The sequence below is a fragment of the Microbacterium candidum genome (assembly GCF_030315975.1).
Lineage (GTDB): Bacteria > Actinomycetota > Actinomycetes > Actinomycetales > Microbacteriaceae > Microbacterium > Microbacterium candidum.
The window spans coordinates 51,227-76,427 of record NZ_JASXSZ010000005.1 but is presented as its reverse complement, the minus strand read 5'-3'; the positions used below and the strand labels follow the sequence as shown (position 1 = coordinate 76,427).

15 protein-coding genes (1 of these 15 only partly in view) are annotated in these 25,201 nt (G+C 68.7%); 6 read left to right on the top strand and 9 right to left on the bottom strand.

All coding sequences use genetic code 11. The features are described 5' to 3' along the window. Positions 1-49 precede the first annotated feature (49 nt). Entirely contained in the window at positions 50-1,150 is a 1,101-nt protein-coding gene (locus QSV35_RS14925) for a class I SAM-dependent methyltransferase (protein ID WP_286289600.1), read from the top strand. Between the two features lie 123 nt (positions 1,151-1,273). On the opposite strand, the gene phoA is transcribed toward QSV35_RS14925, so the two are convergent. Beyond that, positions 1,274-2,725, bottom strand: coding sequence for an alkaline phosphatase (phoA, locus tag QSV35_RS14920; protein ID WP_286289599.1), 1,452 nt, complete (start codon positions 2,723-2,725; stop codon positions 1,274-1,276). Positions 2,726-2,979: 254 nt separating this feature from the next. On the opposite strand from phoA, the gene QSV35_RS14915 reads away from it, so the two are divergent. After that, entirely contained in the window at positions 2,980-4,506 is a 1,527-nt protein-coding gene (locus tag QSV35_RS14915) for a DUF222 domain-containing protein (protein WP_286289598.1), read from the top strand. A 146-nt stretch (positions 4,507-4,652) separates the two neighbouring features. On the opposite strand, the gene QSV35_RS14910 is transcribed toward QSV35_RS14915, so the two are convergent. From QSV35_RS14910 to nrdH, 6 genes are all read right to left on the bottom strand, one after another. Then, positions 4,653-5,186 (bottom strand): hypothetical protein, encoded by a 534-nt coding sequence (locus QSV35_RS14910; protein WP_286289597.1) that lies wholly within the window; start codon positions 5,184-5,186, stop codon positions 4,653-4,655. A 245-nt stretch (positions 5,187-5,431) separates the two neighbouring features. Continuing rightward, on the bottom strand, positions 5,432-5,977 hold the full coding sequence (locus tag QSV35_RS14905; protein ID WP_286289596.1) for a hypothetical protein: 546 nt from the start codon (positions 5,975-5,977) through the stop codon (positions 5,432-5,434). An 81-nt stretch (positions 5,978-6,058) separates the two neighbouring features. After that, positions 6,059-7,033: a class 1b ribonucleoside-diphosphate reductase subunit beta gene (gene nrdF / locus QSV35_RS14900; protein ID WP_286289595.1), complete on the bottom strand. Its 975-nt coding sequence runs from the start codon at positions 7,031-7,033 to the stop codon at positions 6,059-6,061. A 12-nt stretch (positions 7,034-7,045) separates the two neighbouring features. Further along, positions 7,046-9,145 carry a class 1b ribonucleoside-diphosphate reductase subunit alpha gene (nrdE, locus tag QSV35_RS14895; protein WP_419956858.1) on the bottom strand — a complete coding sequence of 700 codons (2,100 nt, stop codon included), beginning with the start codon at positions 9,143-9,145 and terminating at the stop codon, positions 7,046-7,048. Positions 9,146-9,201: 56 nt separating this feature from the next. Next, positions 9,202-9,684, bottom strand: coding sequence for a class Ib ribonucleoside-diphosphate reductase assembly flavoprotein NrdI (gene nrdI, locus QSV35_RS14890; RefSeq protein WP_419956857.1), 483 nt, complete (start codon positions 9,682-9,684; stop codon positions 9,202-9,204). Then, the gene (gene nrdH, locus QSV35_RS14885; protein ID WP_286289592.1) at positions 9,681-9,914 is read right to left on the bottom strand and encodes a glutaredoxin-like protein NrdH; all 234 of its coding nucleotides are present in this window, start codon (positions 9,912-9,914) and stop codon (positions 9,681-9,683) included. Before nrdH ends, nrdI begins: the two co-directional genes overlap by 4 nt. Positions 9,915-10,289: 375 nt before the next feature. Here nrdH and QSV35_RS14880 point away from each other — a divergent pair, with 375 nt between their 5' ends. Genes QSV35_RS14880 through QSV35_RS14870 form a run of 3 tightly spaced genes read left to right on the top strand, consistent with a single transcriptional unit; the run spans position 10,290 to position 13,439 of the window. Beyond that, a complete protein-coding gene (locus QSV35_RS14880) occupies positions 10,290-11,501 on the top strand; it encodes an MFS transporter (RefSeq protein WP_286289591.1) in 1,212 nt (403 codons plus the stop codon). A 10-nt stretch (positions 11,502-11,511) separates the two neighbouring features. Continuing rightward, complete coding sequence (locus tag QSV35_RS14875; protein WP_286289590.1) at positions 11,512-12,288, top strand: alpha/beta fold hydrolase; 777 nt, start codon at positions 11,512-11,514, stop codon at positions 12,286-12,288. After that, the gene (locus QSV35_RS14870; RefSeq protein ID WP_286289589.1) at positions 12,285-13,439 is read left to right on the top strand and encodes an acyl-CoA dehydrogenase family protein; all 1,155 of its coding nucleotides are present in this window, start codon (positions 12,285-12,287) and stop codon (positions 13,437-13,439) included. Before QSV35_RS14875 ends, QSV35_RS14870 begins: the two co-directional genes overlap by 4 nt. A gap of 15 nt (positions 13,440-13,454) precedes the next feature. On the opposite strand, the gene QSV35_RS14865 is transcribed toward QSV35_RS14870, so the two are convergent. Next, a complete protein-coding gene (locus QSV35_RS14865; RefSeq protein WP_286289588.1) occupies positions 13,455-14,582 on the bottom strand; it encodes an aminotransferase class V-fold PLP-dependent enzyme in 1,128 nt (375 codons plus the stop codon). A gap of 58 nt (positions 14,583-14,640) precedes the next feature. On the opposite strand from QSV35_RS14865, the gene QSV35_RS14860 reads away from it, so the two are divergent. After that, positions 14,641-16,713 carry a S9 family peptidase gene (locus QSV35_RS14860; RefSeq protein WP_286289587.1) on the top strand — a complete coding sequence of 691 codons (2,073 nt, stop codon included), beginning with the start codon at positions 14,641-14,643 and terminating at the stop codon, positions 16,711-16,713. Between the two features lie 34 nt (positions 16,714-16,747). On the opposite strand, the gene QSV35_RS14855 is transcribed toward QSV35_RS14860, so the two are convergent. Beyond that, positions 16,748-25,201: the end of a DUF7507 domain-containing protein gene (locus QSV35_RS14855; protein ID WP_286289586.1), read on the bottom strand. It continues 24,480 nt past the right edge of the window; the window shows 8,454 of its 32,934 coding nt (coding positions 24,481-32,934); its start codon lies off the right edge, out of view; it ends in the stop codon at positions 16,748-16,750.

Sequence of the window (25,201 nt, the reverse complement as noted above, 5' to 3'; positions counted from 1 at the left end):
AAATCCATGGTACCGCCGGGTCGACCGGCCGCCCGGCTAGCGTGGACACATGTCCTTCTCCCCCGACCTCCTGCGGCGCTGGCCAGATCTCGAGGGTCCGGACCTTCCGGCGATGGATGCGGCGGACCGCCTGATCCTCGATGAGTCCTCGGTCCTCCGCTCGGGCGCCGGAGCCGGCGACCTGGTCGTCATCGGCGACGCCTACGGCGCGTTGACTCTCGCGTCAGTGGATGCCGGCGCCTCCGGTGTGCGGGCGCACCAGGACCCCCTGTCCGGCGAACTCGCCCTCGCGGCGAATGCGGAGCGAATGGGCCTGTCAGGCTTCACGTCGCTGCCGCTCGACGCGTCGCTCGTGTCGGGCGCGCGTGTGGTGCTGCTGCGCCTGCCGCGCTCGCTCGATGCCCTTCGGGACATCGCCGGCCTCGTCGCCGCGCACGCGTCGTCTGACGTCGTCGTCGTCGCCGGTGGGCGGCTCAAGCACATGACCCACGCCATGAACGACGTGCTGCGGTCGTTCTTCGGCACGCTCGACGTCTCCCACGCACGGCAGAAGTCGCGGGTTCTCATCTCCCGCGGGCCGCACGACGGAGCGGACCCCGTCGCCCGTCGAGCCACGATCGACGGTCTCGTCGTCTGCGCATATGGCGGAGTGTTCGCGGGCCCTGCGATCGACATCGGCACGCGGTTCCTCCTGGAGTCGCTGCCTGCGACGGTGCCCGATGAGGTGATCGACTTCGCATGCGGCAGCGGCGTCGTCGCCGCGAGCCTTGCTCTGCGGCATCCATCCCTCCGCGTCTTCGCGACGGATCAGTCGGCAGCCGCCGTCGCCTCCGCCCGCGAGACCGCACTCGCCAACAGCGTTGCGAACCGCGTCGACGTCGTGCGCGACGACCTGCTGTCGTCACGCGCCGCGGGATCCGCGGAGTGCATCGTGCTCAACCCTCCGTTCCATGTCGGAGCGGTGGTGACGGAGGACGTCGCCCCGCGCCTGTTCGCGGATGCGGCGCGGGTGCTCCGGACCGGCGGAGAGCTCTGGTGCGTGTGGAACTCGGCGCTGCACTACCGTCCCGTTCTTGAACGGCTCGTCGGCCCGACCCGGCAGATCGCTCGCAACGCGAAGTTCACCGTCACCGCGTCCGCGCGGCGCTGAATCTGCGGGGCGCTGAAAGGGTGCTGAAGGGGCGGGTGGCTGCATCCCCGCGCCACCCGCCCCCCGGTTCCCGGCTGGATCCGCCGGGTGTCTCCGACTGGTCGGTCGGTCCTCCCGACCGGGTCAGTCGGTCTTCAGCGACAGCGCGTTCGCGATCGTGAAGAAGGTGTCCGTCTGGTCCGTGAGGCCGAGGACCCGGATCGCGCCCGGACCGTAGCCGGCGATCCGCAGCTGCGACCCGGTGTGCTGCTGCGAACCGCCCGCGGCCGCCGTGCCGTACGAGATGCGCAGCGGCGAGCCCTCGAGGGTGGTGAGGGTCGTGCCGAGGCCGGGGGTCGAGCCGTCGACGATCTGGCTCGTGTGCGCGTGGTCGGCCGTGACGATGACGAGGGTGTCCTTGTCGCGCTTCGCGAAGTCGAGTGCGGCCTGCACCGCCTCATCGAAGTCCTGCGTCTCGCCGATCTGGCCGCACGCGTCGGCGGAGTGGTCGCGCTTGTCGATCGACGCGCCCTCGACCTGCAGGAAGAAGCCCTTCTTTGCCTTCTTGTCGTCGAGGAGCTGGATCGACTTCTCCGTCATGCCCTTGAGCGTGACGCCGTCCTTGCCGAGGTAGTCGGGGTTCGGCTGGCAGACCTGTCCGGTCGCCGCACCCGAGCCGCCGATCGTCGCTGTAGAGGGCAGGAAGCGCGTGGGGAGGTTGCCAGGCGCGAAGAGCCCCAGGACAGGACTGTTCTGATCGGCCTTCTTCACACCGGCGAGGCCCGCGCCGTCGGTGACGACGTTGTAGCCGCGCTCCGCGGCCTGGGTGAAGAGGGTCTTGCCGGCCCACTCGCCCGCCTTCGCAGTCTGCGCGAACGTCGCCGAGCCGCCGCCGAGCGTGACGTCGGGGCGAGTGTTCAGCAACTGCTCCGAGATGGAGCCTCTGCCACCGTTGACCAGAGCGTCCGCGCCGCACGACGCGGTGTCGGGGCCGTAGCAGCTGCGGGCTGCGACGTGCGCGACCTGCACCGCCGGCGTCGCATCCTGGATCTCCGACGTCGTGACGTCGCCGGTGCGGAGGCCTGCCGACTTGGCACGCTCGAGGAGCGTGGGGTGCGGGGTGTTGTGGATGTCCACGGAGATCGCGTTGTCGTACGTCTTCGTGCCCGTCGCCCACGCCGTGCCCGTGGCGGCGGAGTCGGGCGTGTAGTCCGGCTTGCCCGCGAGGGGTGTGCCGTCCTTGTAGAGGGAGTAGGTCGTGTACTGACCCGTGATCGGCAGCGCATCGATGCCGGGAAGTGTGCCGGCCGCTCCGTACAGGTAGTCGCGCGCGACGGTGATCTCGCTGTCGCCCATGCCGTCGCCGATCAGCAGGATCACGTTGCGCGCCCTCGCCTTGTTGAGCGCGTGGGCGAGTTCGGACTGGCTCACCTCGTCGGGACCGGCGGAGACGGTGTGGCGCGTCGCGCCGCCCTGCTGATCGAGGCTGAGCTGCATGACGGCTCCGGCGGAGACGGCGGATGCCGCGACCAGCGCGACCCCGCCGGCGACGGCTGTGAGCGCGACGATGCGGGAGCGGGTGGGACGGATGGGCATGGGGAACTCCTCCGGTCTGATTCAGCATGCGCATCACCTGCGCATAGGACTCTCCCAGCTGAGCAGCCGCGGGTGGCGCGGCTCTGGCTCGTCGGTGAACAGGTGGGTGCGTGTCGGCGAACGGCGCGTTGCCGGTGGGACCTCGACCGGCGCACCTCGTAGAGCGGCGGATTCGCGGGTGCGGGTGTTCGAACTGACGAAACTTCGCGACATCGATGCTTGCATGTTTCGATATTATGTTCTAGTGTTGAAGCATGTCAAGCAGCGCGATCGTCGATTCTCCGTCCTCAGGTGAAGACGCTGACGCGGTCCTGCTTGCTCATCTGTTCGACAGCGCGCAGGAAGATCAGTTCGCCGTGAACACGCGCGCCGCGTATCAGGCGGAGACGATCTCGGAGATCGTCGCGTTCGCCAAGGCGCACCCGCACGTGTACGCACACACCGAACATGTCGACGCCGTCGAGATCGCCGAGCGGGCTGTCGTCCGTGACGCCGCACTCCGATTCCAGATGTCCGAGAACGCGATCCGCACTCTTGCAAACGTGGCCGGCACAGCCGACGCGCGGCTGCCCGGGTTGTGGCGGCGCGCGAAAGACGGATACGCAACGATCCGCCAGGTGGAGACCGCGGTGATCCTGCTCGCCGTACTGGGCGAACATCCGGACATCACCCGCGAATTCGATGACGAACTCAGCGATGCGGTCGTCCGCCTCGGTGCCGGTGGTTTCGCGGCGCGGGCACGGAGAACGGCTCGCCGGCTCTCGCAGATCCCACCGGAGATCCGGCATCGGGATGCGGCGGCCCGTCGCCGCGTCGTTGTCGACCCGGCCGATGACGGTATGGCGTGGCTCTCGGCCTACCTCCCGTTGAATGAGGCTGTGGCGGCGAAGCGACGCCTCACATCCTCAGCGAAGCACGTGGCCACGACCGAACGCGGCGGCCGCACGCGCGACCAGATCCGCGCCGATCTACTCTCCGCCTGGTTACGCGGAGAGAACACGCCTACCGCGGTGAAGACGAAGGTGCTCGTGACCATCCCGGTGAACCTGCTCACCCCCGACGCGCAGGCGAGCGTGCGTCGTGCGGGCCCGACCAGACAGTCGTCGGCGACCGGTCGGAACCTCAACGATGAGCCCCTGCTCGACGGACGCGAGCCGATCGATCCCGCCACGGCGATCGGCGCTCTCCTATACGAAGGCGTCTTCCGGCGTGTCATCACCGACCCTGTGACCGGCACCGTCGTGGACATGGATCGCAGAGCGCGAATCGCGACCCCGGCGCAGCGCGAGTGGCTCACCCTCGCCTACGCGACGTGCGCCGTCGACGGCTGTGAACATCCCGCCGCCGATTCGGACATCGACCATTGGCTCGACTACCACGGCCCATACGCCGGGCGGACGAACCTCGGGAACCTCAATCCCTTCTGCGGCAATGACCACGTCCTGAAGACGAGGTCGAAGCTGAGGTTCGTGCGCGGCCCCGACGGCACGGTTCGGATCCAGTCCCCCGTCCTCACCCGCGGCACGAGCATGTCTGAGGACGACTGGAGCGCCGCCGGCGATGATGCCGTCGACAGGAGCGCCTTGGGTGAAGACGACGTCGACTGGAACGCGCCCCGTGATGGCGGCGTCGACTGGTCGAGTGAGGATCTTGACCACAGAACCTGGGCGCCACGGGGAGCTGGAGATGTTTCGCCCGAAGATCAGGACGAGGTGCGCAGGCTCACGTCCGCACTCGCCCGGCTCGAGAAGCGCGACTACGGTGACAACCCGCCGTTCTGAGATCCGGTGCCGACCGGGCGTGCCCCATGCGCGCTGTTGACGACGGCAGACTCGCGGCTGCCAGAGGCGACCGCGGGGCTGCACACTCAGTGGCCTGGCTGCAGGCGCTCAAAGATGTCGCCAGAGCGAGCGACACGGCGATGGGCTCAGCAGCCGGGGGCGGTCGGGACTTCCTGGCAGGTGTGGGCGACGAGGGCGGTACGGGCTTCGTACACACGGATGTCGGCTGCGCTCGGAGCGCTGCGCACCTGCCCGATCACGTCGTACCAGACGCCGTCGCCCCAATCGACCGCCGCGTCGTACACGACCCGCGTGGAGACGGTGAACGTACCGCGGGCTCGGTAGACGTGGCTCGTCGGCGTCGAGGTCAGCTGCGCCTGATGGAGGGCGCTCCAAGTGGACCCGCCCCTGCCGGTCTTCGCAGTGGTGCCGTCGCCATAGTCGAACGAGTAAGCGGCGGGGGTGAAGCGCACCGTGACCGGCCGGTCGAAGAGCGTCCCCGTGAGCGTGTGAGTCCCGACGTCGGCGACGATGTTCGTCGGTGCGCCGACGATGCCGATGCCGTCCGGCTCGATCGTCAGGCTCGCCTTGTTCGGGACGAAAGATGCGAGATCCTCGGCCCGCGGCCGCATCACCACGACGCTGAACAGCTCCCGACAGAGCGTATTCTGATCGGCCACGCACGGCGGTGTCGGCGATGGCGATGGCGAGAGGCGGGCGGTGCCCGGGTTCTTGTTGCTGCCGGATGCGTGGTCGGAGCCCGATTGTCCGTCGCGAGAGGCGCTTAGCTCGACACTTGATCCGTCAGAAGATGCGTGGCATGTTGCGCCCCAGCCAACGTCATTACAGCTCGATGCTCGAACTATTGCCTCAGGCTGGGTTCCGATGGTGACAAGCAAGGTGAGCAATAGAACTGAAGTGCCATTCAATGCGAACAAACCAGACCATCCGTTCGGCCATCGATCGAAGAGATCAGTAACCCGTACTTCGCGTCGCGCGCAAGCTCAAATTTCACCCGCATCGACTGCACAGGGGGTCGATTCGGATCTGAGACAGATTCGCCCGCCGCATTGGACAACTTCACGTCTGACACGTCGAGACAGACGTCGAGGGTTGGCGAGTCTCTGGGATCTACCTGGCGTTCGGACGGCGCTATGGCTTCTACACGAGTGACCCCGGCCACATGCCATCCATCGGCATGCATCTGAGAGAACGTCTTGCGCGATCCTGCGTTCGCGTCACCTGTCGTCCACTCGAACAGCGCATCGAAGGTCGTCGGTTCCTCGAGCTTGATGTTGTTCGCAGCATCCACGTATTCCCGGTAGACCTTCTCCGCGGCCTTGTACGCCTCCGCGTCGCTTGCGAAGGCAGGTGCGGTCGTCGACGGCGCGGGCGACGGATCGCCGACGCATCCCGTCAGCCCGAGCGCGAGGAGGCACGCGACGAGGAGAACACCGGGGCGGGACGTCATCCGTCCACCCTATGTAAAACGGACCGCCCCTGCGGAGTTATCCACAGGGGCGGTCGAGAGCCCGATCGAGAGAGGTGGGACTCAGAAGTCCCAGTCCTCGTCTTCCGTCGCGACGGCCTTGCCGATGACGTACGACGAGCCCGACCCCGAGAAGAAGTCGTGGTTCTCGTCGGCGTTCGGCGATAGGGCCGACAGGATGGCGGGGTTCACGTCGGTCACGCTGGACGGGAACATCGCCTCGTAGCCGAGGTTCATCAGCGCCTTGTTGGCGTTGTAGTGCAGGAACTTCTTGACGTCCTCGGTGAGGCCGACACCGTCGTAGAGGTCCTGCGTGTACTGCACCTCGTTGTCGTAGAGCTCGTACAGCAGCGAGAACGTGTAGTCCTTGAGGTCCTGACGCTTCGCCTCGTCGACGCGCTCGAGCCCCTTCTGGAACTTGTAGCCGATGTAGTAGCCGTGCACGGCCTCGTCGCGGATGATGAGGCGGATCATGTCGGCCGTGTTCGTCAGCTTCGCCCGCGACGACCAGTGCATCGGCAGGTAGAAGCCCGAGTAGAAGAGGAACGACTCGAGCAGGGTGGACGCCACCTTGCGCTTGAGCGGCTCGTCGCCCCGGTAGTACTCCATGACGATCTGCGCCTTGCGCTGCAGGTTCTCGTTCTCGACCGACCAGCGGAACGCCTCGTCGATCTCCTTCGTCGAGCACAGCGTCGAGAAGATCGACGAGTAGCTCTTCGCGTGCACCGACTCCATGAACGCGATGTTCGTGTACACCGCCTCCTCGTGCGGGGTCACCGCATCCGGGATCAGCGACACGGCGCCGACCGTGCCCTGGATGGTGTCCAGGAGCGTCAGGCCCGTGAACACGCGCATCGTCAGCTGCTGCTCCTCGGGCGTCAGCGTGTTCCACGACTGGATGTCGTTCGACAGCGGCACCTTCTCGGGCAGCCAGAAGTTACCGGTCAGCCGGTTCCACACCTCGACGTCCTTCTCGTCCTCGATGCGGTTCCAGTTGATCGCCTGGACCTTGTCCAGCAGCTTGAGCTTCTCAGTCATTCTCGTGTTCCCTTACAGCGTGCAGCTGACGCAGCCTTCGACCTCGGTCCCCTCCAGCGCCATCTGGCGGAGGCGGATGTAGTAGATCGTCTTGATGCCCTTCTTCCAGGCGTAGATCTGGGCCTTGTTGATGTCGCGCGTCGTCGCGGTGTCCTTGAAGAACAGCGTCAGCGACAGGCCCTGGTCGACGTGCTGGGTCGCGGCGGCGTACGTGTCGATGACCTTCTCGTAGCCGATCTCGTACGCGTCCTCGTAGTACTCCAGGTTCTCGTTCGTCATGAACGGCGCCGGGTAGTAGACGCGGCCGAGCTTGCCTTCCTTGCGGATCTCGATCTTCGACGCGATCGGGTGGATCGAGCTCGTCGAGTTGTTGATGTACGAGATCGACCCCGTCGGCGGGACGGCCTGCAGGTTCTGGTTGTAGATGCCGTGCTGCTGGATGGATGCCTTCAGCTCGGCCCAGTCCGCCTGCGTCGGGATCGTGTGGCCCGCGAACAGCTCGCGCACGCGCTCCGTCTGCGGCGCCCACTCGCGCTCGAGGTACTTGTCGAAGAACTCGCCGCTCGCGTACGTGGAGTCCCAGAACCCGTCGAACGTCTGGCCGCGCTCGATCGCGAGCTTGTTGGACGCCGACAGCGCGTGGAAGAGCACCGTGTAGAAGTAGATGTTCGTGAAGTCGAGGCCCTCTTCCGAGCCGTAGCGCACGTGCTCGCGCGCCAGGTACCCGTGCAGGTTCATCTGGCCGAGGCCGATCGCGTGCGACCGGTCGTTGCCGTCCTCGATCGAGCGCACCGACTGGATGTGGCTCTGGTCGCTCACCGCGGTGAGGGCGCGGATGGCGGTGTCCACCGTGCGGCCGAGGTCGCCGCCATCCATCGCCAGCGCGATGTTGAGCGAGCCGAGGTTGCAGGAGATGTCCTTGCCGATCTGCGCGTACGACAGGTCTTCGTTGTACGTCGTCGGCGTGTTCACCTGCAGGATCTCGGAGCACAGGTTCGACATGTTGATCCGGCCCTTGATCGGGTTCGCCCGGTTCACCGTGTCCTCGAACATGATGTACGGGTAGCCCGACTCGAACTGGATCTCGGCGAGGGTCTGGAAGAACTCGCGCGCGTTGATCTTCGTCTTCTTGATGCGCGAGTCGTCCACCATCTCGCGGTACTTCTCGGACACCGAGATGTCGCCGAACGGCACGCCGTAGACGCGCTCGACGTCGTACGGCGAGAAGAGGTACATGTCCTCGTCGTTCTTGGCGAGCTCGAACGTGATGTCCGGCACGACGACGCCGAGCGACAGCGTCTTGATGCGGATCTTCTCGTCGGCGTTCTCGCGCTTCGTGTCGAGGAACCGCATGATGTCCGGGTGGTGGGCGGACAGGTACACCGCGCCCGCACCCTGACGCGCACCCAGCTGGTTCGCGTAGCTGAAGCTGTCTTCGAGGAGCTTCATGACCGGGATGATGCCGCTCGACTGGTTCTCGATCTGCTTGATCGGCGCACCCGACTCGCGGATGTTCGACAGCAGCAGCGCCACGCCGCCGCCGCGCTTGCTCAGCTGCAGCGCGGAGTTGATGCCGCGGGCGATCGACTCCATGTTGTCTTCGATGCGCAGGAGGAAGCAGGAGACGAGCTCGCCGCGCTGCGCCTTGCCGGTGTTGAGGAACGTCGGCGTGGCCGGCTGGAAACGCCCCGCGATGACCTCGTCGACGAGCGCCTCGGCGAGCTTCTGGTCGCCGGCGGCGAGCCCGAGCGCGGTCATGACCACGCGGTCCTCGAAGCGCTCGAGGTAGCGCTTGCCGTCGAACGTCTTCAGCGTGTAGCTCGTGTAGTACTTGAACGCGCCGAGGAACGTCTCGAAGCGGAACTTCGCCCCGTAGGCGCGCTTGTTGAGGCTCTCGATGAACTCGAACGGGTACTGGGCGAGCACCTGCGGCTCGTAGTACTCCTTCTCGACGAGGTAGTCGAGGCGCTCCTTGAGCGAGTGGAAGAACACGGTGTTCTGGTTCACGTGCTGCAGGAAGTACTCCCGTGCGGCGCGCTTGTCGGCCTCGAACTGGATCTTCCCGTCCGCGTCGTACAGATTGAGCATCGCGTTCAGGGAGTGGTAGTCCATCCCATCGAACCGCGTGTCCGACTTGAAGTCGGGCACCGTCTTGTCCTCGGGCTCGGTCACTGCTGCTTCCACCATCGTTCCAATCCGTCGCTCACGCGATCCACATCGTCCGGCGTGCCGAAGAGTTCGAGCCGATACAAGTGGGGCACGCGGCACTTGCGGCTGATGATGTCGCCGGCGAGACAGAAGTGCTCGCCGAAGTTGGTGTTGCCTGCGGAGATGACCCCGCGGATGAGACGGCGGTTCCGTTCGTCGTTGAGGAAACGGATGACCTGCTTGGGAACGGCACCCGCCTCCTCGCCGCGCCCCTGTCCCCCGCCGTACGTCGGCGTCACGAGGACAAAGGGCTCGTCGACGACGAGCGGAGCTTCATTGCCGTGGAGGGGGATGCGCACGGCCCGCATCCCGAGCTTCTCGATGAAACGTGCGGTGTTGCCCGACACGCTCGAGAAGTAGACGAGGAGCGGAACGCGCTCCCGTGCCGTGCCGCCGACGGCGCCGGCGGCACGGGGCCCGGCGACGGCGGCGAGCATTGTCAGGCCAGACGGGCTGCGAGCTCGTCGATCTTGTCGGGACGGAAGCCCGACCAGTGGCCGTCGTCGGTGATCACGACGGGGGCCTGGAGGTAGCCGAGCGCCTTGACCTGCTCGAGCGCCTCCGGGTCCTGCGAGAGGTCGTGGACCTCGTATTCGATGCCCTTCGAGTCCAGTGCGCGGTAAGTCGCGGTGCACTGCACACAGGCGGGCTTTGTGTAGACCGTGATCGCCATGTCGACGTGTTCTCCCCTCGGTCGGTCGTTCATCTCGGCAGTTCCCCCCGCCGGAGCACCAATACTACATATGGGTACCGACACTGGGAAGCACCACAAGGGCTAGTAGTTACATCCGTGTAGTTTTCCACCGTCCTCCCCATGTTCAACACAGGTTCTCCACCGTTTCATCCACAGCCGGGCCATGTGTTCGCGACCCCGGGATTCCGCGGAAAGAAGCCTGTGAGAGCCCTCCGAGATGGAGTCATCCACAGGTACCGACCGTACGCCGGGTCACCGACATCGGATTTGGGCCTCCCGTGCGCCCCCGGCGTGTCGCAGGGCCGTTCCCGCCCCGTCCCTCGGCACGCCGATCGGTCACGATAATCTGGACGGATGGCTGGATACCGGGAGATCGTTCGCACACCCGGGGTCCTGCGCATCATCGCCGCACAGTTGGCCGCGCGCTTTCCGAACGGCATGACGAGTCTCGCCATCCTTCTGCACATCGAGCAGATCACGGGCTCCTACGGAGCCGCGGGCATCGTCCTGGCGGCGACATCCATCGGCCAGGCGCTGTCCGGCCCGGTCACGACGCGCCTCATGGGGCGGTTCGGGATGCGGCAGGTCCTCACCGTCACGACGGCGATCTGCGCCGCAGCGCTGCTCGCGATGGCGTTCCTGATCGTCCCGCTCGCGGTCTACGTCGTGCTCGGCTTCATCGCCGGCTTCGCGACGCCCCCGGTGCTCGCCTCCGCCCGGACGATCTACCCCAAGCTCGTGACATCGCGCCAGCTGACGACCCTCTACTCGCTCGACGCGTCGCTGCAGGAGCTCATCTGGATCATCGCGCCGGTGCTCATCACGTTCACCGCGACCCAGATCGGCACGACGCAGGGACTGCTCCTCGTCGTCGCGATCCTCATCAGCGGCGGCGCGTGGTTCATCCTCTCGCCCGAGGTCGGGCGCGTGCGCATCCCGCCGTCGAAGCGCGCGTTCGGGAAGGTGCTGACGCGCCCGCCGATCCTCCTCGCGACCATCATCGGATTCCTGTTCATCGGCTCGTTCGCCGCCGTGGAGGCGAGCGTCGTCGCGACCTTCAACCACGAGGGCGTCGAATCCGGCGTCGTGCTCGCCGTCTTCTCGATCGGCAGCCTCGTCGGAGGATTCGCCTTCGGCCACCTGCCGATGGGCCCGTGGGCGATGGCCCGGCGCCTGTCCGTCGTCGCGGTCGGCCTGGCGCTCGCGAGCGTGTGGGTGAACGTGTGGTGGATCAGCGGATGGCTGTTCGTCGCAGGCATCGGCATCGCCCCGGCTCTCGCCGTCGGCTCGGCGATCACGACCGCGAGCGTGAAGTTCAGCGACACCGCGGAGGCGTTCGGCTGGACCGGGACGGGCCAGCTCATCGGCGCTGCCGTGGGCTCGGCGGTCGCGGGCTTCCTGATCGACCTCACGGGCGGGCCGACCGCCTCGTACTGGGCGGCGACGGCCCTGTGCGCCCTCGCGCTCGTCGTCGCGGTGCTCTTCGTGGGGTACATGCCCGACCTGCGCGAGCGGGGCGCCGCGCCACTGCCGGATACCGACGTCATCCGCACCGTCTCGCCCTAAAGTCGGACGTATGGCGATCCCCGTGACCCTCCCCCGCCTCTCCTGGGGCGACCCGCATGCGGAGCGCCGCGCGCTGCTCCTCCATGGACTGGGGTCGGACGCGGCCCTCATGTGGCGCTACGGCGTCGCGCTCGCCGACGACGGCTGGCGGGCGGATGCGGTGGACCTCCGTGGCCACGGCAGCGCACCGCGCGCCCTCGACTGCACACTCGAGGCGTACGCGGCGGATGTCGCCGCGCTGCGCACGGACGGCGAACCGTGGGACCTCGTCATCGCCCACTCGCTCGGCGGGGCCGCGGCCGTGCTCGCGAGCGCCGCGCACCCGCGCTGGACGAGACGGCTGATGCTCATCGACCCCGCCGTCCACCTGAGCGACGAGGACCGTGAGAACGTGCGCCAGGGCCAGGAGGAGTCCTTCGCCGACCCGAGCGTCGATGCGATCCGCGCGACCCACCCCGATTGGCACGAGCTCGACATCGAGCTGAAGGCCGCCGCGACCCGCGCCGCGAGCCGCTGGATGGTCGAGCAGACGAGCGCCCAGAACACGACGTGGGACGTGCGGGACGCCGCATCCCGGCTCTCCGTTCCGACCCATGTGATCGGCGCCGATCCGGCGGTCTTCAGCATCTTCACCGGAGCGACCGCCGCGGAGGTGCTGCAGAACCCGCGCATCACGATGTCGGTCGTCGCGGGCGCGGGGCACTCCCCGCACCGGGACCTCCCGGATGCGACGATCCAGATGGTCAGGAGCGCACTCGTGGGGGCACCCAAGGAGGCACTGTCATGACGTTCGATCCCGCCCAGATCCTGCCGGACGACCTGCTCGACCGGTTCCGCGAGCGCGCCGCCGTGCACGACCGCGAGAACACGTTCCCCGACGACGACCTCGCCGACCTCAAGGCCGCGGGCTACCTCGCGATCCTCGTGCCGGCCGAGCTCGGAGGTGCGGGCCTCGGGCTCGCCGAGGCATCCGTCCTGCAGCAGCGCCTCGCCTCCGCCGCTCCTGCGACCGCCCTCTCCGTCAACATGCACCTCGTGTGGACGGGCGTCGCGAAGGTCCTCGGCGATCGCGGGATCGACGCGCTGCGCTTCGTGCAGGAGGGAGCCGTCGCCGGAGAGGTGTTCGCGTTCGGCATCAGCGAGGCGGGCAACGACCTCGTCCTCTTCGGCAGCGACACGGACGCCGTGCCCCTGCCCGACGGCGGGTATGTCTTCACAGGCACCAAGATCTTCACCTCGCTCGCACCCGTCTGGACGCAGCTGGGCCTCCACGGCCTCGACACGACCTCCCCCGACGGACCGAAGCTCGTCTACGCCTTCGTGCCGCGCACAGCGGCGGTCACGACGCGCGACGACTGGGACACGATGGGGATGCGGGGCACCCAGAGCCGCACGACGGAGGTCAACGGCGCGATCGCGCACGCCGACCACGTCGTGCGCCGCATCGACCCGGGCCCGTCGGCCGACCCGATCGTGTTCGGCATCTTCAGCGTGTTCGAGCTCCTTCTCGCGTCCGTCTACACCGGCATCGCGCGGCGCGCCCTCGAGCTGGCGGTGGATGCGGCGACCCGCCGCCGCTCGAAGAAGACCGGAGAGCCGCTCAGCCAGGATCCCGACATCCGCTGGCGCGTCGCCGGGATGGGGATCGCCTACGACGCGCTGCCGCCGCAGATCGCTGCGCTCACGCGCGACGTCGACGATCTCGTCGACCACGGGATGCGGTGGTTCTCGCTGCTGTCCGGTGTCAAGCACCGTGCCGTCACGATGGCGAAGCACGTCGTCGACGAGGCGATGCTCGTCGCGGGCGGCTCGTCGTACTTCACCCGCAACGAGCTCAGCCGCCTGTACCGCGATGTGCTGGCCGGCCTCTTCCACCCCTCCGACCCGGAGTCGGCGCACTCGACCGCCGCGAGCGCGTGGCTCGGGCCGGTCCGATAGGCACCGCGTAGAGCGCTAGAGACCCATCCGGTCGAGCGCGTCCTCGAGGCGGCCGACGGTGCCGTCCACGTCGCCGAGCTTGTCGAGACCGAACAGACCCACGCGGAACGTCGAGAACGTGGCCGGCTCTCCGCAGTGGAGCGGCACGCCGGCGGCGATCTGCACGCCGAACTCGACGAACCGCGCACCGGTGCGGAGCGTCGGATCGTCGGTGTGCACGACCACCACACTGGGGGCGTCGAAGCCGGCGGCCGCGACCGACGGGAGGCCGCGACCGGCCAGGAGTGCGCGCACTCGAGACCCGAGGTCGACCTGCGCTGCGCGCAGCTCGGGCAGGCGGGATGCCGTCCCCCGCATGGCATCGAGGTTGTGCGCGATCGAGTCCGTGGGCATCGTCGCGTGGTACGCGGCGCGGCCATCGCGGTAGGCGTCCGAGATGTTCAGCCACGTGCCGAGATCGACCGCGAAACTGGTCGCAGAACCGGCCTCGACGGCCGCACGGCCCGCCGCGCTCAGCATCACGTATCCGACACCGGGTGTGCCGCTCCAGCCCTTCTGCGGGGCGCTGAGCAGCGCGTCGACGCCGAGCGCCTGCATGTCCACCCACATCGCGCCGGACGCGATGCAGTCGAGCACGAGCAGCCCGCCGTTCTCGTGGACCGCATCGGCGAGGGCCCTCACATACGCGTCGGGGAGCAGCATCCCCGCCGCCGTCTCGACGTGTGGGGCGAACACGATCTCGGCCCGCTCCGCGCGGATCGCGGCGACGACCTCATCGATCGGCGCGGGCGTCCACGCGGCCTGGTGGGCGTCGGAGTCCGGGCGCGCGGCGCAGACGGTCACCGCCGACGCGATCGAACCGGTCTCGAGGATCTGCGACCACCGGTAGGAGAAGAGTCCGTTGCGCACGACGAGCGCGCGGCGGCCCGTTGCGAGGCGCCTGGCCACTGCCTCCATCGCGTACGTGCCTCCGCCGTTGACGAGCGCGACGCTGTCGGCGTCATAGGTCGCGCGGAGGATCTCGAGCGTCTGCTGCATCACGCCGATGAAGCGGCGCGACATGTGATTGAGGGAGCGATCGGTGAAGACCACCGAGTACTCCAGCAGTCCGTCCGGGTCGATGTCGGCGTGAGGAAGACTCATGCGCCCAGCATCCCACGCACCCTGGTCCCGCGTCGGGCCCGAGCGATACGTTGTGAGGATGGCGACCCCTTTCAACTCCCTCGACGACTACATCGCGCTTCCGCGGACCGAGGGCCTCGCCCTCTCCCCCGACGGCACGCGTGCCGTCCTGACCATCGCGACCCTCAAGAAGGACGGCACGGGCTACGAGCGGGCGCTGTGGGCGGTTCCAGCCGATGGGAGCGCCGGCGCATCCCGGCTCACACGTTCGGCGAAGGGCGAGTCCTCGCCCGCGTTCACCGCGTCGGGCGACGTCCTGTTCGCGTCGGCACGGCCGGACGGCGATGAGGATGGCGAGGCGAGCCAGATCTGGATCCTCCCCGTCGGCGGCGGCGAGGCGCGCCCCGTGACGGCTGTCGCGGGCGGTGTGGACGGCATCGCTGCGGTGGCCGCGGCATCCGATCGGGTCATCGTCTCGGCGGGTCTGCTGCCGGGCGCCGACGGCGCCCTCGAGGAGCACGCGAAGCTGTTCGGCGATCGCAAGGAGCACAAGGTCGCCGCGATCCTGCACGAGACCTACCCGGTGCGGTTCTGGGACCATGACCTCGGGCCCGCCGAGCAGCACCTCCTAGCGCTCGACCTCGGGGACCTGACGGAGCCGGTCGGGGCGACCCGCGCCGACGAGAAGGACGAGAAGGCGAAGAAGGACAAGAAGCCGGAGTACCCGGCATCCCTCCCCCGCCCGCGCGACCTGACGCCCCGCCCCGGCCACCCGACGGGGTTCCCGGCCGCGGTGGTCGCCCCCGACGGGTCGCGCGTCGTCGCGATGCAGGTCGTGCGTCAGGGGAACGACGAGCGGATGCGGCTCGTCTCGATCGACACCGCGACCGGCGAGCTGACACCCGTCGCCGACGAGCCCGGCTACGACGTCGAACTGCCGGCCGTCTCCCACGACGGATCGACGATCGCGTACTCGCGGACGGCCGAGCAGAACCCTGTCACCCCGACCCAGATGGAGCTGTGGGTCGCGGCGATCGACGGATCGGGAGCGCGGCGCGTGGCCGCCGAGTGGGATCGCTGGCCCTCCAGCATCCAGTTCACGCACGACGACTCCGCGCTCGTCGTCACCGCCGACCAGGACGGCCGCGGGCCGATCTTCCGCATCCCGCTCGACGGCTCGCCCGTCGAGCAGGTGACGGATGACGACTTCACGTACTCGAGCGTGAACGTCGACCGCGTGACCGGCGATCTCGTCGCGCTGCGGGCGAACTGGATGGTGCCGCTCCACGCCGTGCGTGTGCGCCGCGACGGCGAGGTCGTCGTGCTGGCATCGCCCGTCCCGCTCCCGGAGGTGCCCGCTTCCATGGTCGAGGTCGAGACGACGGCGGCCGACGGAGCGCGCGTGCGCGGATGGCTGCTCCTGCCGGAATCCGAAGCCCCCGCTCCCCTGCTGCTGTGGATCCACGGCGGTCCGCTAAACAGCTGGAACGAGTGGAGCTGGCGGTGGAACCCGCAGCTCGCCGTCGCCCGCGGGTATGCCGTGCTGCTCCCGGACCCGGCTCTGTCGACCGGCTATGGACTCGACTTCATCGCCCGCGGCTGGAACGCGTGGGGCGCAGCGCCCTACACCGACCTCATGTCGATCACGGACGCCGTCGTCGCGCGTCCCGACATCGACGAGACCCGCACCGCGGCGATGGGCGGATCGTTCGGCGGCTACATGGCGAACTGGGTGGCCGGGCACACCGACCGCTTCCGCGCGATCGTGACCCACGCGAGCCTGTGGGCGCTCGACCAGTTCGGGCCGACGACCGACTTCACGCCGTACTGGCGCGCGATCATGACCGACGAGGGCATCGCCGCGAACTCGCCGCACCGGTTCGTCTCCGACATCCGCACGCCGATGCTCGTCGTGCACGGCGATCGCGACTATCGCGTCCCGATCGGCGAGGGCCTGCGCCTGTGGGCCGAGCTCAATGAGCACTTCGCCGCGCCGGACGGCTCGACGCCGCACCGCTTCCTCTACTTCCCGGACGAGAACCACTGGGTGCTCAAGCCCCAGCACGCCGTCGTCTGGTACGACACGGTGTTCGCGTTCCTCGCGCAGCACGTGCACGGCGAGGAGTGGGCACGGCCGAACCGCCTCGGGTAGGGGCTGCCAAGACCTCGACTGCGCCACATCGCCGTCACTCCCGGCGGCGGCGGGGCAGGATCACGGCCGCCAGGAGGAGCAGCGGTACGAGCGCCAGGAACGGCCAGCCCGAAGGGGGTGCGGCTGCCTGCGACGAGACGATGTGCGGAGGTGCCGCCACGAGCGGGGCACCCGACGTCACCGAGGTCTTCCCTGCCGGGCTCGATGGAATGGAGGCGGCGCCCGCGACCATCCGTTGGGGGTCGGACCGGGTCGCGGGCGCCGCGACGGTGCCCGTCCTTGGGAAGCCGGCGGGCAGCTCGTGTGCCGATACGGCCGGCACCGCGCTCGGGAGCGCCTCGGGAAGGAGCCGGCGGACGCCTGGGTCGAGCGTCGGGAGCATGACGTCGCCGTAGGCGGCGCTCACGCCGTGCTCGAGGCCGAGGCGGTGGCCGAGCTCGTGCAGCAGCACCGTGAGGAGGTCCATCAGGTTCGGGGCGGCCGACGCGGTGTCGGTGTTCCAGCCGAAGCCGGCGGCATCCACATCCACGTACACGGTCGACCCGACGGTCTCGGCGAGCTCGACGCCGGGGAGGTCCGTGATGACGAAGCGCGTCGCGGCGAGGGTCGCCGCATCCGCCCCGTGGCCGGCCCAGTCCGCCTCGGCGACGCGGGCGACGGAGGCGAGGCCGACGGGCGACAGCGCGCTGACGGCACGGGATGGGGCCACGCCCGCCGCGAGCAGAGGGCTCGCCGGCGGGATCGGCAGCGTCGCCTCGAGGTTGTTCCACGCGTTCAGCTGGATCTGCAGGTTGTTGATCTGCGTCGGGTCCCCGCTCGCGAGCGCCGCGTCCACGGCGGCGACGATGCCGAGCGCCGTCATCGGGTAGTCGATGAACTGGCTGCTCGTGCCGAGCAGCGCCGCGATCGCCTGGCGCAGCAGCACGTCGACTCCGCCGCCCTGCGTGTTCAGCTGCTGCAGCAGTGTCACGCCCGCGTACGACGGCGGCAACGGGCCGAAGATCGACGTCACGAGCGTGTTCGGGCCGAAGACGTACGATCCGTCCGCGTTCATCGGCCACGACGTGACGTGGTTCTTCCAGTAGCCGACGGTGAGGCCCTGGCCGGTCGCCATGCCGTAGATGTTCGCGACGTCCTTCGCGGTCGCCGTCTGGTGCGTGTACGGCTGCGCGACCTGCACGGTGGCCGTGTTGCGGTAGGCGCCCGGCTGCACGATCGTCGTCGCGCGGAAGAGCCACGTCTCGCCGATGTCCAGCAGGCCGTTGTTGTTCGTGTCGCCGGAGACGTAGACCGGGAAGAAGGGCGTGCCGCCGCCGTTGTCGTCGACGAGCGCTCCGGATGGGATCGACACAGGGCAGTTGCCGATGTTGGTGACGAGGTACGTCCACACCGCCGTCTGGCCGACCAGCAGCTCCTTGCCGGGCGAGGTGTTCGCGTCCTCGATCGTCGAGGGGTGCAGCGGGTCGTACGCATCCACCGCCTTCACGATGGCGACCTTGGGCTGGTAGCCGAAGGAGAAGTTGACGTCCTCCGCCCACACGGGCGTGCCGCCCGTGACGGGCGTGCCCGAGACCGCGACGATGTTCGTGTAGGAGCCGACCGGGGCGACGCGGGATGCGGTGAAGACCCACGTCTCGTTCGGGTCGAGGACGCCGTTGCCGTTGGCGTCCCCGGAGACGTAGACGGGGTACAGCGGCATCCCCATCCCGCCGTTGTCGTCGACGATCGTGATCTTCGTCAGCGGCCCGACGTTCGTGGTCACGTAGTACCAGAAGGTGTCGGTGGCGCCCGCGGCGACGATGATCGGGTGCGCCGGGTCGCGGTCGACCTGGCCGCCGAGCTGCTTGACCACGGAGATCGCCTGCGGGGCGTCGGTGCCGTACAGATGCGCCGTCGTCGACGCGCACAGCTGCGCGGATCCGTCGGGGCATGTCGGCGTGAGGCCGGGCTCGTTCGGCACGTTCGCGTACACCGTCGCGATGTTGGCGTAGAGGCCTGCGGCGACCGTTCCCGTCGCGCGGAACAGCCACGTCTCCCCGGGGTCGAGCAGGCCGTTGTGGTTCCCGTCGCCGACGATGTTGTTCGAGGCGTCGAGCACCGGCAGGACACCGAACGCACACTTCGCGCACCCGCCGCCGTCGTCGACCAGACCCATGATCGCCAGCGACGTCGTGCCGGTGTCGGTCACGAGATACGTCCAGGTGACGATCGAGCCGATCGGAAGGCTCGGCCCGGGAGCGGACGATGCGAGCTCGAAGCGCGTCGGGTTCAGCGGATCCTTCGCGTTCACCGCCTTCGTGATGGTGATGCTGCTCGTCGCGCCGAAGTAGTAGCTCGTGTCGGTGGCCGTGAGGCCCGTATTCGTGCGCGGCTCGTTCGCCGTCACCTTCACGGTGTTCGCGTAGGAGCCGGCGCGCGCGGTCGCTGTGACGACGCCGACCGATGTGTACAGCCAGAACTCGCCCGGATCGAGGAGGCCGTTGCCGTTCGTGTCGCCGGACACGTAGACCGGTGAGAAGGGCACCCCGCCGCCGTTGTCGTCCGTGATGCCGGTGATCTTCACGGGCACGTTGCCGGTGGTCGTCACGCGGTACGTCCACACGACGGCCGAGCCGAGCGGGACGTAGAGGGCGGTGGATGCGGTGTCGTGCACGCCGTTCGTGTACTTCTGCACCTGCAGGTTCGTGGTCGTGCCGAAGTAGCACGCGCTGCTGGTCGCCGCGTACACCTTCGGGCTCACGGTCGCGGTGATGAGGACGTTGTTGCACTGGAGCCCGGCGACCGCGATGGAGACGCCCGCGGTCCCGGCCGACGTGTAGACCCACGACTCGTTCTTGTCGAGGATGCCGTTGCCGTTGTTGTCGCCCGAGAGGTAGACCGGGTGGAAGAAGCCGGCCGCGTAGTACGGGTTGCCGTTGTCGTCGGTGAGGACGATCGCCGAGCGCGGGATGCCGCCGGACGGGCTCGTCACCACGTAGGTGAACACGACCGTGCCGCCGACCGGGATGTACACCGGGTTCGTCGCCGACCCGCTCGCGCCGTTGACCTTCTTGACGATGACGAAGGGCGGCGTCGTCGAGCCCGTGTAGTACGTCGGGTCGGTCGACGTGACCTGCGCGGTGCCGCCGACCGGGTTCGCGGTGACCTGGGACTGGTCCGGGTGGGTGCCCGCCGTCGCGGTGATCGACAGGACGCCCTTCGACGTGTAGATCCACGTCTGGCCCGGCAGGAGCACGCCCGTGCACCCGCCGGCCGTCGCGCAGATGGGAGCGAAGGCGTAGGTCGCATCCCAGACCGCGACGTTCGTGAGCGCCACCGGCCCGTTGTTCGTCACGAGATACGTGTAGACGATCGGCTGGCCGATCACGATGTACGCGCCAGGCGACGTGTTGGCGTCCTCCCACACCGTCGGGTTCGCCGGGTTCGCGGCGTTGACGGCCGTGTGGATGACGATGCTCGGCGGGAGGCCGACGTAGTTCGCGACATCGGTCGACGTGCCTGTCTTCCCGCTCGCGGTCGTCACCGTGACCACGGCGGTGTTGCGGTACGTCCCGGCGATCGCGGTCGTCGTCCAGTGGTACACCCACGCCTCACCCGGGTCGAACGCGCCGTTGCAGTTCGTGTCGCCGAGGTTCCGCATCACGCCGCCGCACGAGACGAGCGTCGGCACGATCTGCCCGCCGGCGATCGATGCGGCCACCGTTCCCGGCTTGCTGCCGTCATCGACGATCGCGACCGCGGTGATGACCTCAGAGCTCTGGTTGCGGATGAGGTAGGAGAACGTGATGGCGGAGCCCGCGAGCACCGAGACGCCGGGAGGCGTGTTGGCGTCCTCCGTCGGGGTCGGGTTGCGGGGATCGACCGGGTTGATCGACTTCACCAGCTGCACGATCGTCGGCACCGCGGTGTAGGTCGAGTGCGAGGACGCCGTCACGATCACGTGGTTGACGGTGTCGTAGCCCACGATCGTCACGGTGTTCGTGGAGGTCCCGAGCACGGCGGCGGATGCCGCGCCCGCGACGCCGGCGGACGTGTACAGCCAGATCTCGCCGTGGTCCAGCAGCCCGTTCCCGTTGACGTCGCCGGACACGTACACCGGGTGGAACGGCGTGCCTCCGGCGTTGTCGTCGGTGATCGACACGATCCGCAGGGGTGCGATACCCGGGTTCGTCACGAGGTAGGTGAAGACGAGCGCGTCGCCCACCCCGAGCTCGCGGCCCGGTGCCGAGCGAGCGCGCTCGAGGTCGGTCGGCATGTTCGGGTTCGCGGCGTCGATCGCCTTGTCGATCGCGAGCGAGTCGTACGGTGCCTGGCACCCGCACGGGCTCGTGGTGACCGGTCCGGGCGTGTTCGGCGACGTGATCGGGCGGATGTTCGCAGTCTTCGCCACGTCGACGCCCACACCGCCGAGGTTCTCCGGCATCGGGTTGAAGGGAGCCCCCGCCTGCTGGTGCCAGCCGGCGTCGTGCTGCAGCGTCAGGCTCAGCTCACCGTAGGGCTCGCCGTTGCGCGACACGATGCCGCTGTACGTCGTGTCGAAGGCCGCGTAACGCAGCTGCAGCGTCGGGTCGGCGCCGTCGCTCGCCGACAGGGCGTACAGGAAGTCCTGCAGCGCCGGCTGCAGCGTGCGGCTGATGGTCGGCATCCCGAAGTTCGAGAACGGCACGTAGAAGCTGTTGTGGTTGCCCACCCAGTCGATGAGGCGGTCGCCCGCGGTCCCCGCGAAGAAGATGTCCTGGCCGGCGCCGCCGTAGGCGAGCGCCTCCCAGGCGGGCGTTCCGTACACGGGGCTCGCGGTGCCGGGGAGGCTGAACGTCCCGTCGCCGTTGGTGACGAGGTTCGGCACCGGCGCATCGTTCAGGCCGCCGTCGACGAACGTCGAGGCGCGGAGGTCGACGACGTCGTTGCCGTTGCCCGCGTACACCCGCACGCGGCCCATGCCCGCGACGATCCAGTCGTTGCCGAGGTCGCCGAAGATCGCCTTGTCGCCCGTGGTCGGCATCTGCGGGTAGACCGTCCCGGGACTCCACACCGTGTCGAGCGGCATGCCCGCATCCGTCGGGTCGAAGGTGAGGAAGAACGGCAGGCAGCCGGACGCCTGCGGCGTCGAGCCCGCGGCCCACACGCACACGAGCGGGTTGTCCGCGCCGGGGTTCGGGTTGACGACGTTCGGGTTGAGCCAGACCTGGCGGCGCGGGTCGTTCACGTTGAAGTAGGACGACTTGCCGATCTGCTGGGTGCGCGCGGCGCTGCCGTTGGCGGGGGTCGTGATCGGCACCCACCCCATCGGGTTGCCCGGGTTGTACGGGTGGTACCAGTCGGTCCGGATCGGCGCCGTGTTGACGGCGTTGCCGCTCATGTCGAAGTTGTCGGTGTAGCCGAGCTCCGGCGCTTCGGCGCCCGAGAGTGCGGACTGGCCGGGGCCGCCGTGGATGACGCCGCCGCCCCATCCGCCGTAGATGATGTTGTGGCCGTAGCGCGGCTGGTAGTACGGGCACGTCTTGTCGCTCGGCGCGCAGCCGGCGGCGAAGCTCGGGGCGCCGTTCGCTGCCGGATCCCAGTTGTACGGCGTCAGGATCGCGGTCCAGCGCAGCGACCCTTCGACGTTGATCACGGCCTGCTGCACGTCGCCCGGCGTCGTGATGAGCTGCGTCGTCGCCGCTGCCGGGGCGATGCCGTACAGCGGCTCGCCGTAGCCGGTGCTGACCCGGCTCGCGAAGCAGCGTCCGCCGCCGCCGATGATGCACGAGTCGCCGCGGCCGCCGGAGACCCAGTTGTCGCCGTAGCCGAGGATGATCGTGTCGTTCTGGCCGCCGCCGTAGATGACGTCGTTCGCGGGGCCGCCGTAGATGAAGGCGTCCCCGGACTCCGCGTGGATCTCGCTGCCCTTCTGCTGGCAGGGCGTCAGGAGCTGCTGCGCGGCGCTCAGGCCGCACGCGAGCGGCGTGCCGCCGATGTCGCCGACGTCGTTCGTCGCCGCGGTGCCGGTGACGAGGGGGCCGACCTGCCCGGCGAGGTCGGGGCCGCCCGGCGTGTAGTCCAGCAGCGTGACCGCGCGCGGGATGATGCGCTCGGACGCCGTCGTGTAGCCGTACAGGTCGTAGTTGTACTCGAGGAACCCGATCGCCGACACCGGGATGCCGTTCAACGTCGAGTTCGGCGCCGCCTGCGCGCCGACCGTGCCGACGAGGCGGACGATGTCGCCGTTGTTCGCAATGAGGACGTTGGCGTCGTGGGCGTGGCCGTTCGCGTTCGTGATGCACTGGTTGTTCGGGCCGAGGATGCCGTCGCCGCACGTCACGCGCCCCGCATCCAGTCCCGACCCGCCGAAGATCAGGTTCGAGCCGCTCGCGCGCTCGCTCGGCAGGTTCAGGCTGAACATGTCGGAGTTGCCGCCGACGATGTCGTTCTGGCCCTGGTTGGCGAAGATCGTGTTGTTCCCGGCGCCGCCCTCGACGTACGACTGGCCGAAGGCCGCGACGGTCACGTTCCCGATCGCGCCGACGCCGATGCACGTGGCGAGGTCGCCCGTCACGGTCAGGACACCGCCCGCGATGCCGGTGATGACGCCGACCTGGATGCCGTTGACGGTCACCGTCTGCCCGAAATGGAAGCCGAGGTCCGCCCACGTCATGCCCGCCGGCAGCGTGATCGTGTGCGTCGTGAACGTCGCGGTTCCTGCGAAGGCGTGGTCGAGCGTCGGGATGTCGTCGCGCGACGCGTTGATGAGGAGGGCATTGGATGCGTCGCGGCACGCGCCGACACGGTCGCCGAGGAAGAACCCGCGGAACGAGCACGTCGCGGCTCCCGCGAACACCGTGCCGACCGACGGCGTGCCGTTCGAGGTCGCGAGGCCGCCCGGGTCGACGATGTCGATCGAGCCGTGCGCCTGGATGATGTCGTTGTTCGACGCGCCGAAGATCACCGCGTCGCCGGAGCCGCCGGCGATGTAGTCGGCGCCCTGGTACGCGGAGTCCTGCAGGTCGCTCGAGACGCCGGGTGTCCCGGCCGGGACCGACAGCTGGATGCCGACAGGTCGGCCCGCGTGGGAGAGGAACACGCCCCACCAGGCCGAGCCGGTCGGGTCGTACTGCTGGTGCCCGTCGTTCAGCGCCGCGCCGATGTTCGGCATCGATGTCGAGTAGATCTGCGTGCCGCCGAGCGCCTGGAAGCGCGGGTCGGTGAAGTCGAAGCTGACCCCGAAGAGAGAGGATGCGGATGCCGGCGCCGCTGCGTCCAGAGTCAGCGTCGTCGCGGTCACGGAAGTGACGTGCCACGAAGGCGCGCCGTCGATCTCCACCGTCATTCCCACTGCGAAGCCGTCCGCGAGGAAGGAACCGGCTGTGCGGATGATCGTCGTGCCGGCGACGGCGAACCCGGAGACCGTGCTCGTCACCCGGCTGAGGCGCCCGCTCCCGCCGATGATGAGGTTGCGACCCGGCCCGCCCTGGATGTTGTCCTGTCCGTCGCCGCCGATGAGGACGTTGTCGCCGCCGCTGCCGTAGAGGGTCGCGTCGCCGTGGTTCTGCGGAGCGGTCGTCGCGATCGCCAGGATCTCGCCGGCGGTCTGGATGGACTCGACGCGGTCGTTGCCGAACACCGTCATACCGGTGGGGCGGATGTAGCCGTACAGCGGGCCGACCTGGACCGTGTCGGCGCCCGCGCCCATCGGGTTGCGCGACAGCGTCGCGGTCGTGCCGTCGCTGCTGACGGCGACGATGACGGTGCCCGCCGACAGGTAGCCCGCGGCATCCGTCACGCCGAGTCCGACGTCCGCCTGCGTGAAGCACGCGGTCGCGCACGTCAGGGTCGCCTGGCCGTTGCCGTTCGCGCCGATCGCTCCGGCGGTGACCGTGACGTTCGGGACCGTCCGCGGTCCGCCCTGCGCGCCGACCGTCGCGGTGCCGGTGTCGCGGGTGACGACGCCCATCGCGCCGAAGATGACGTTGTCGTAGTCGCCGTAGCTGTCGGTCGTCGTTTCCCCCGCGCCCGGCGTGTTCCCATAGATCGTGTTGTTGCCCGCGGGTGCGCATCCGGTCGCGACCGCCTGCGACAGCGAGCACAGCACGAGCGGGTCGGCGTTCGGGTACGGGCTCGCGTTCGCCGTCGGGAACATGATGGTGCGCGTGATGACGTCGACGTTGATGCCGTCGGTGCCGAGGAGCAGGTTCGCGCCGCGTTCGCCCCAGATGGTGTTGTTCCCGGAGCCGCCCGCGATGATGTCGGGCGCCTGGCTGCCGTAGATCGTGTTCTGGCCGGGGCCGGCGTAGATGACGACGCCGATGGACGGCAGCTGACCGTTCGGGACGTTCGCGAAGTCGGCGCTCGCGTCGATGATGTTGTTGCCGGCGTGGGCGAACGTGGACGCCACCGGGAAGATGAAGTCCGCCGAGCCGTTGCCGATCTGGTTCGGGAACGGCTTCGTGCCGAAGTCGCGCGCGGACGGGATGCTGGGGTCGCCGCTGTACCAGACGCCGTCCTGCGACGT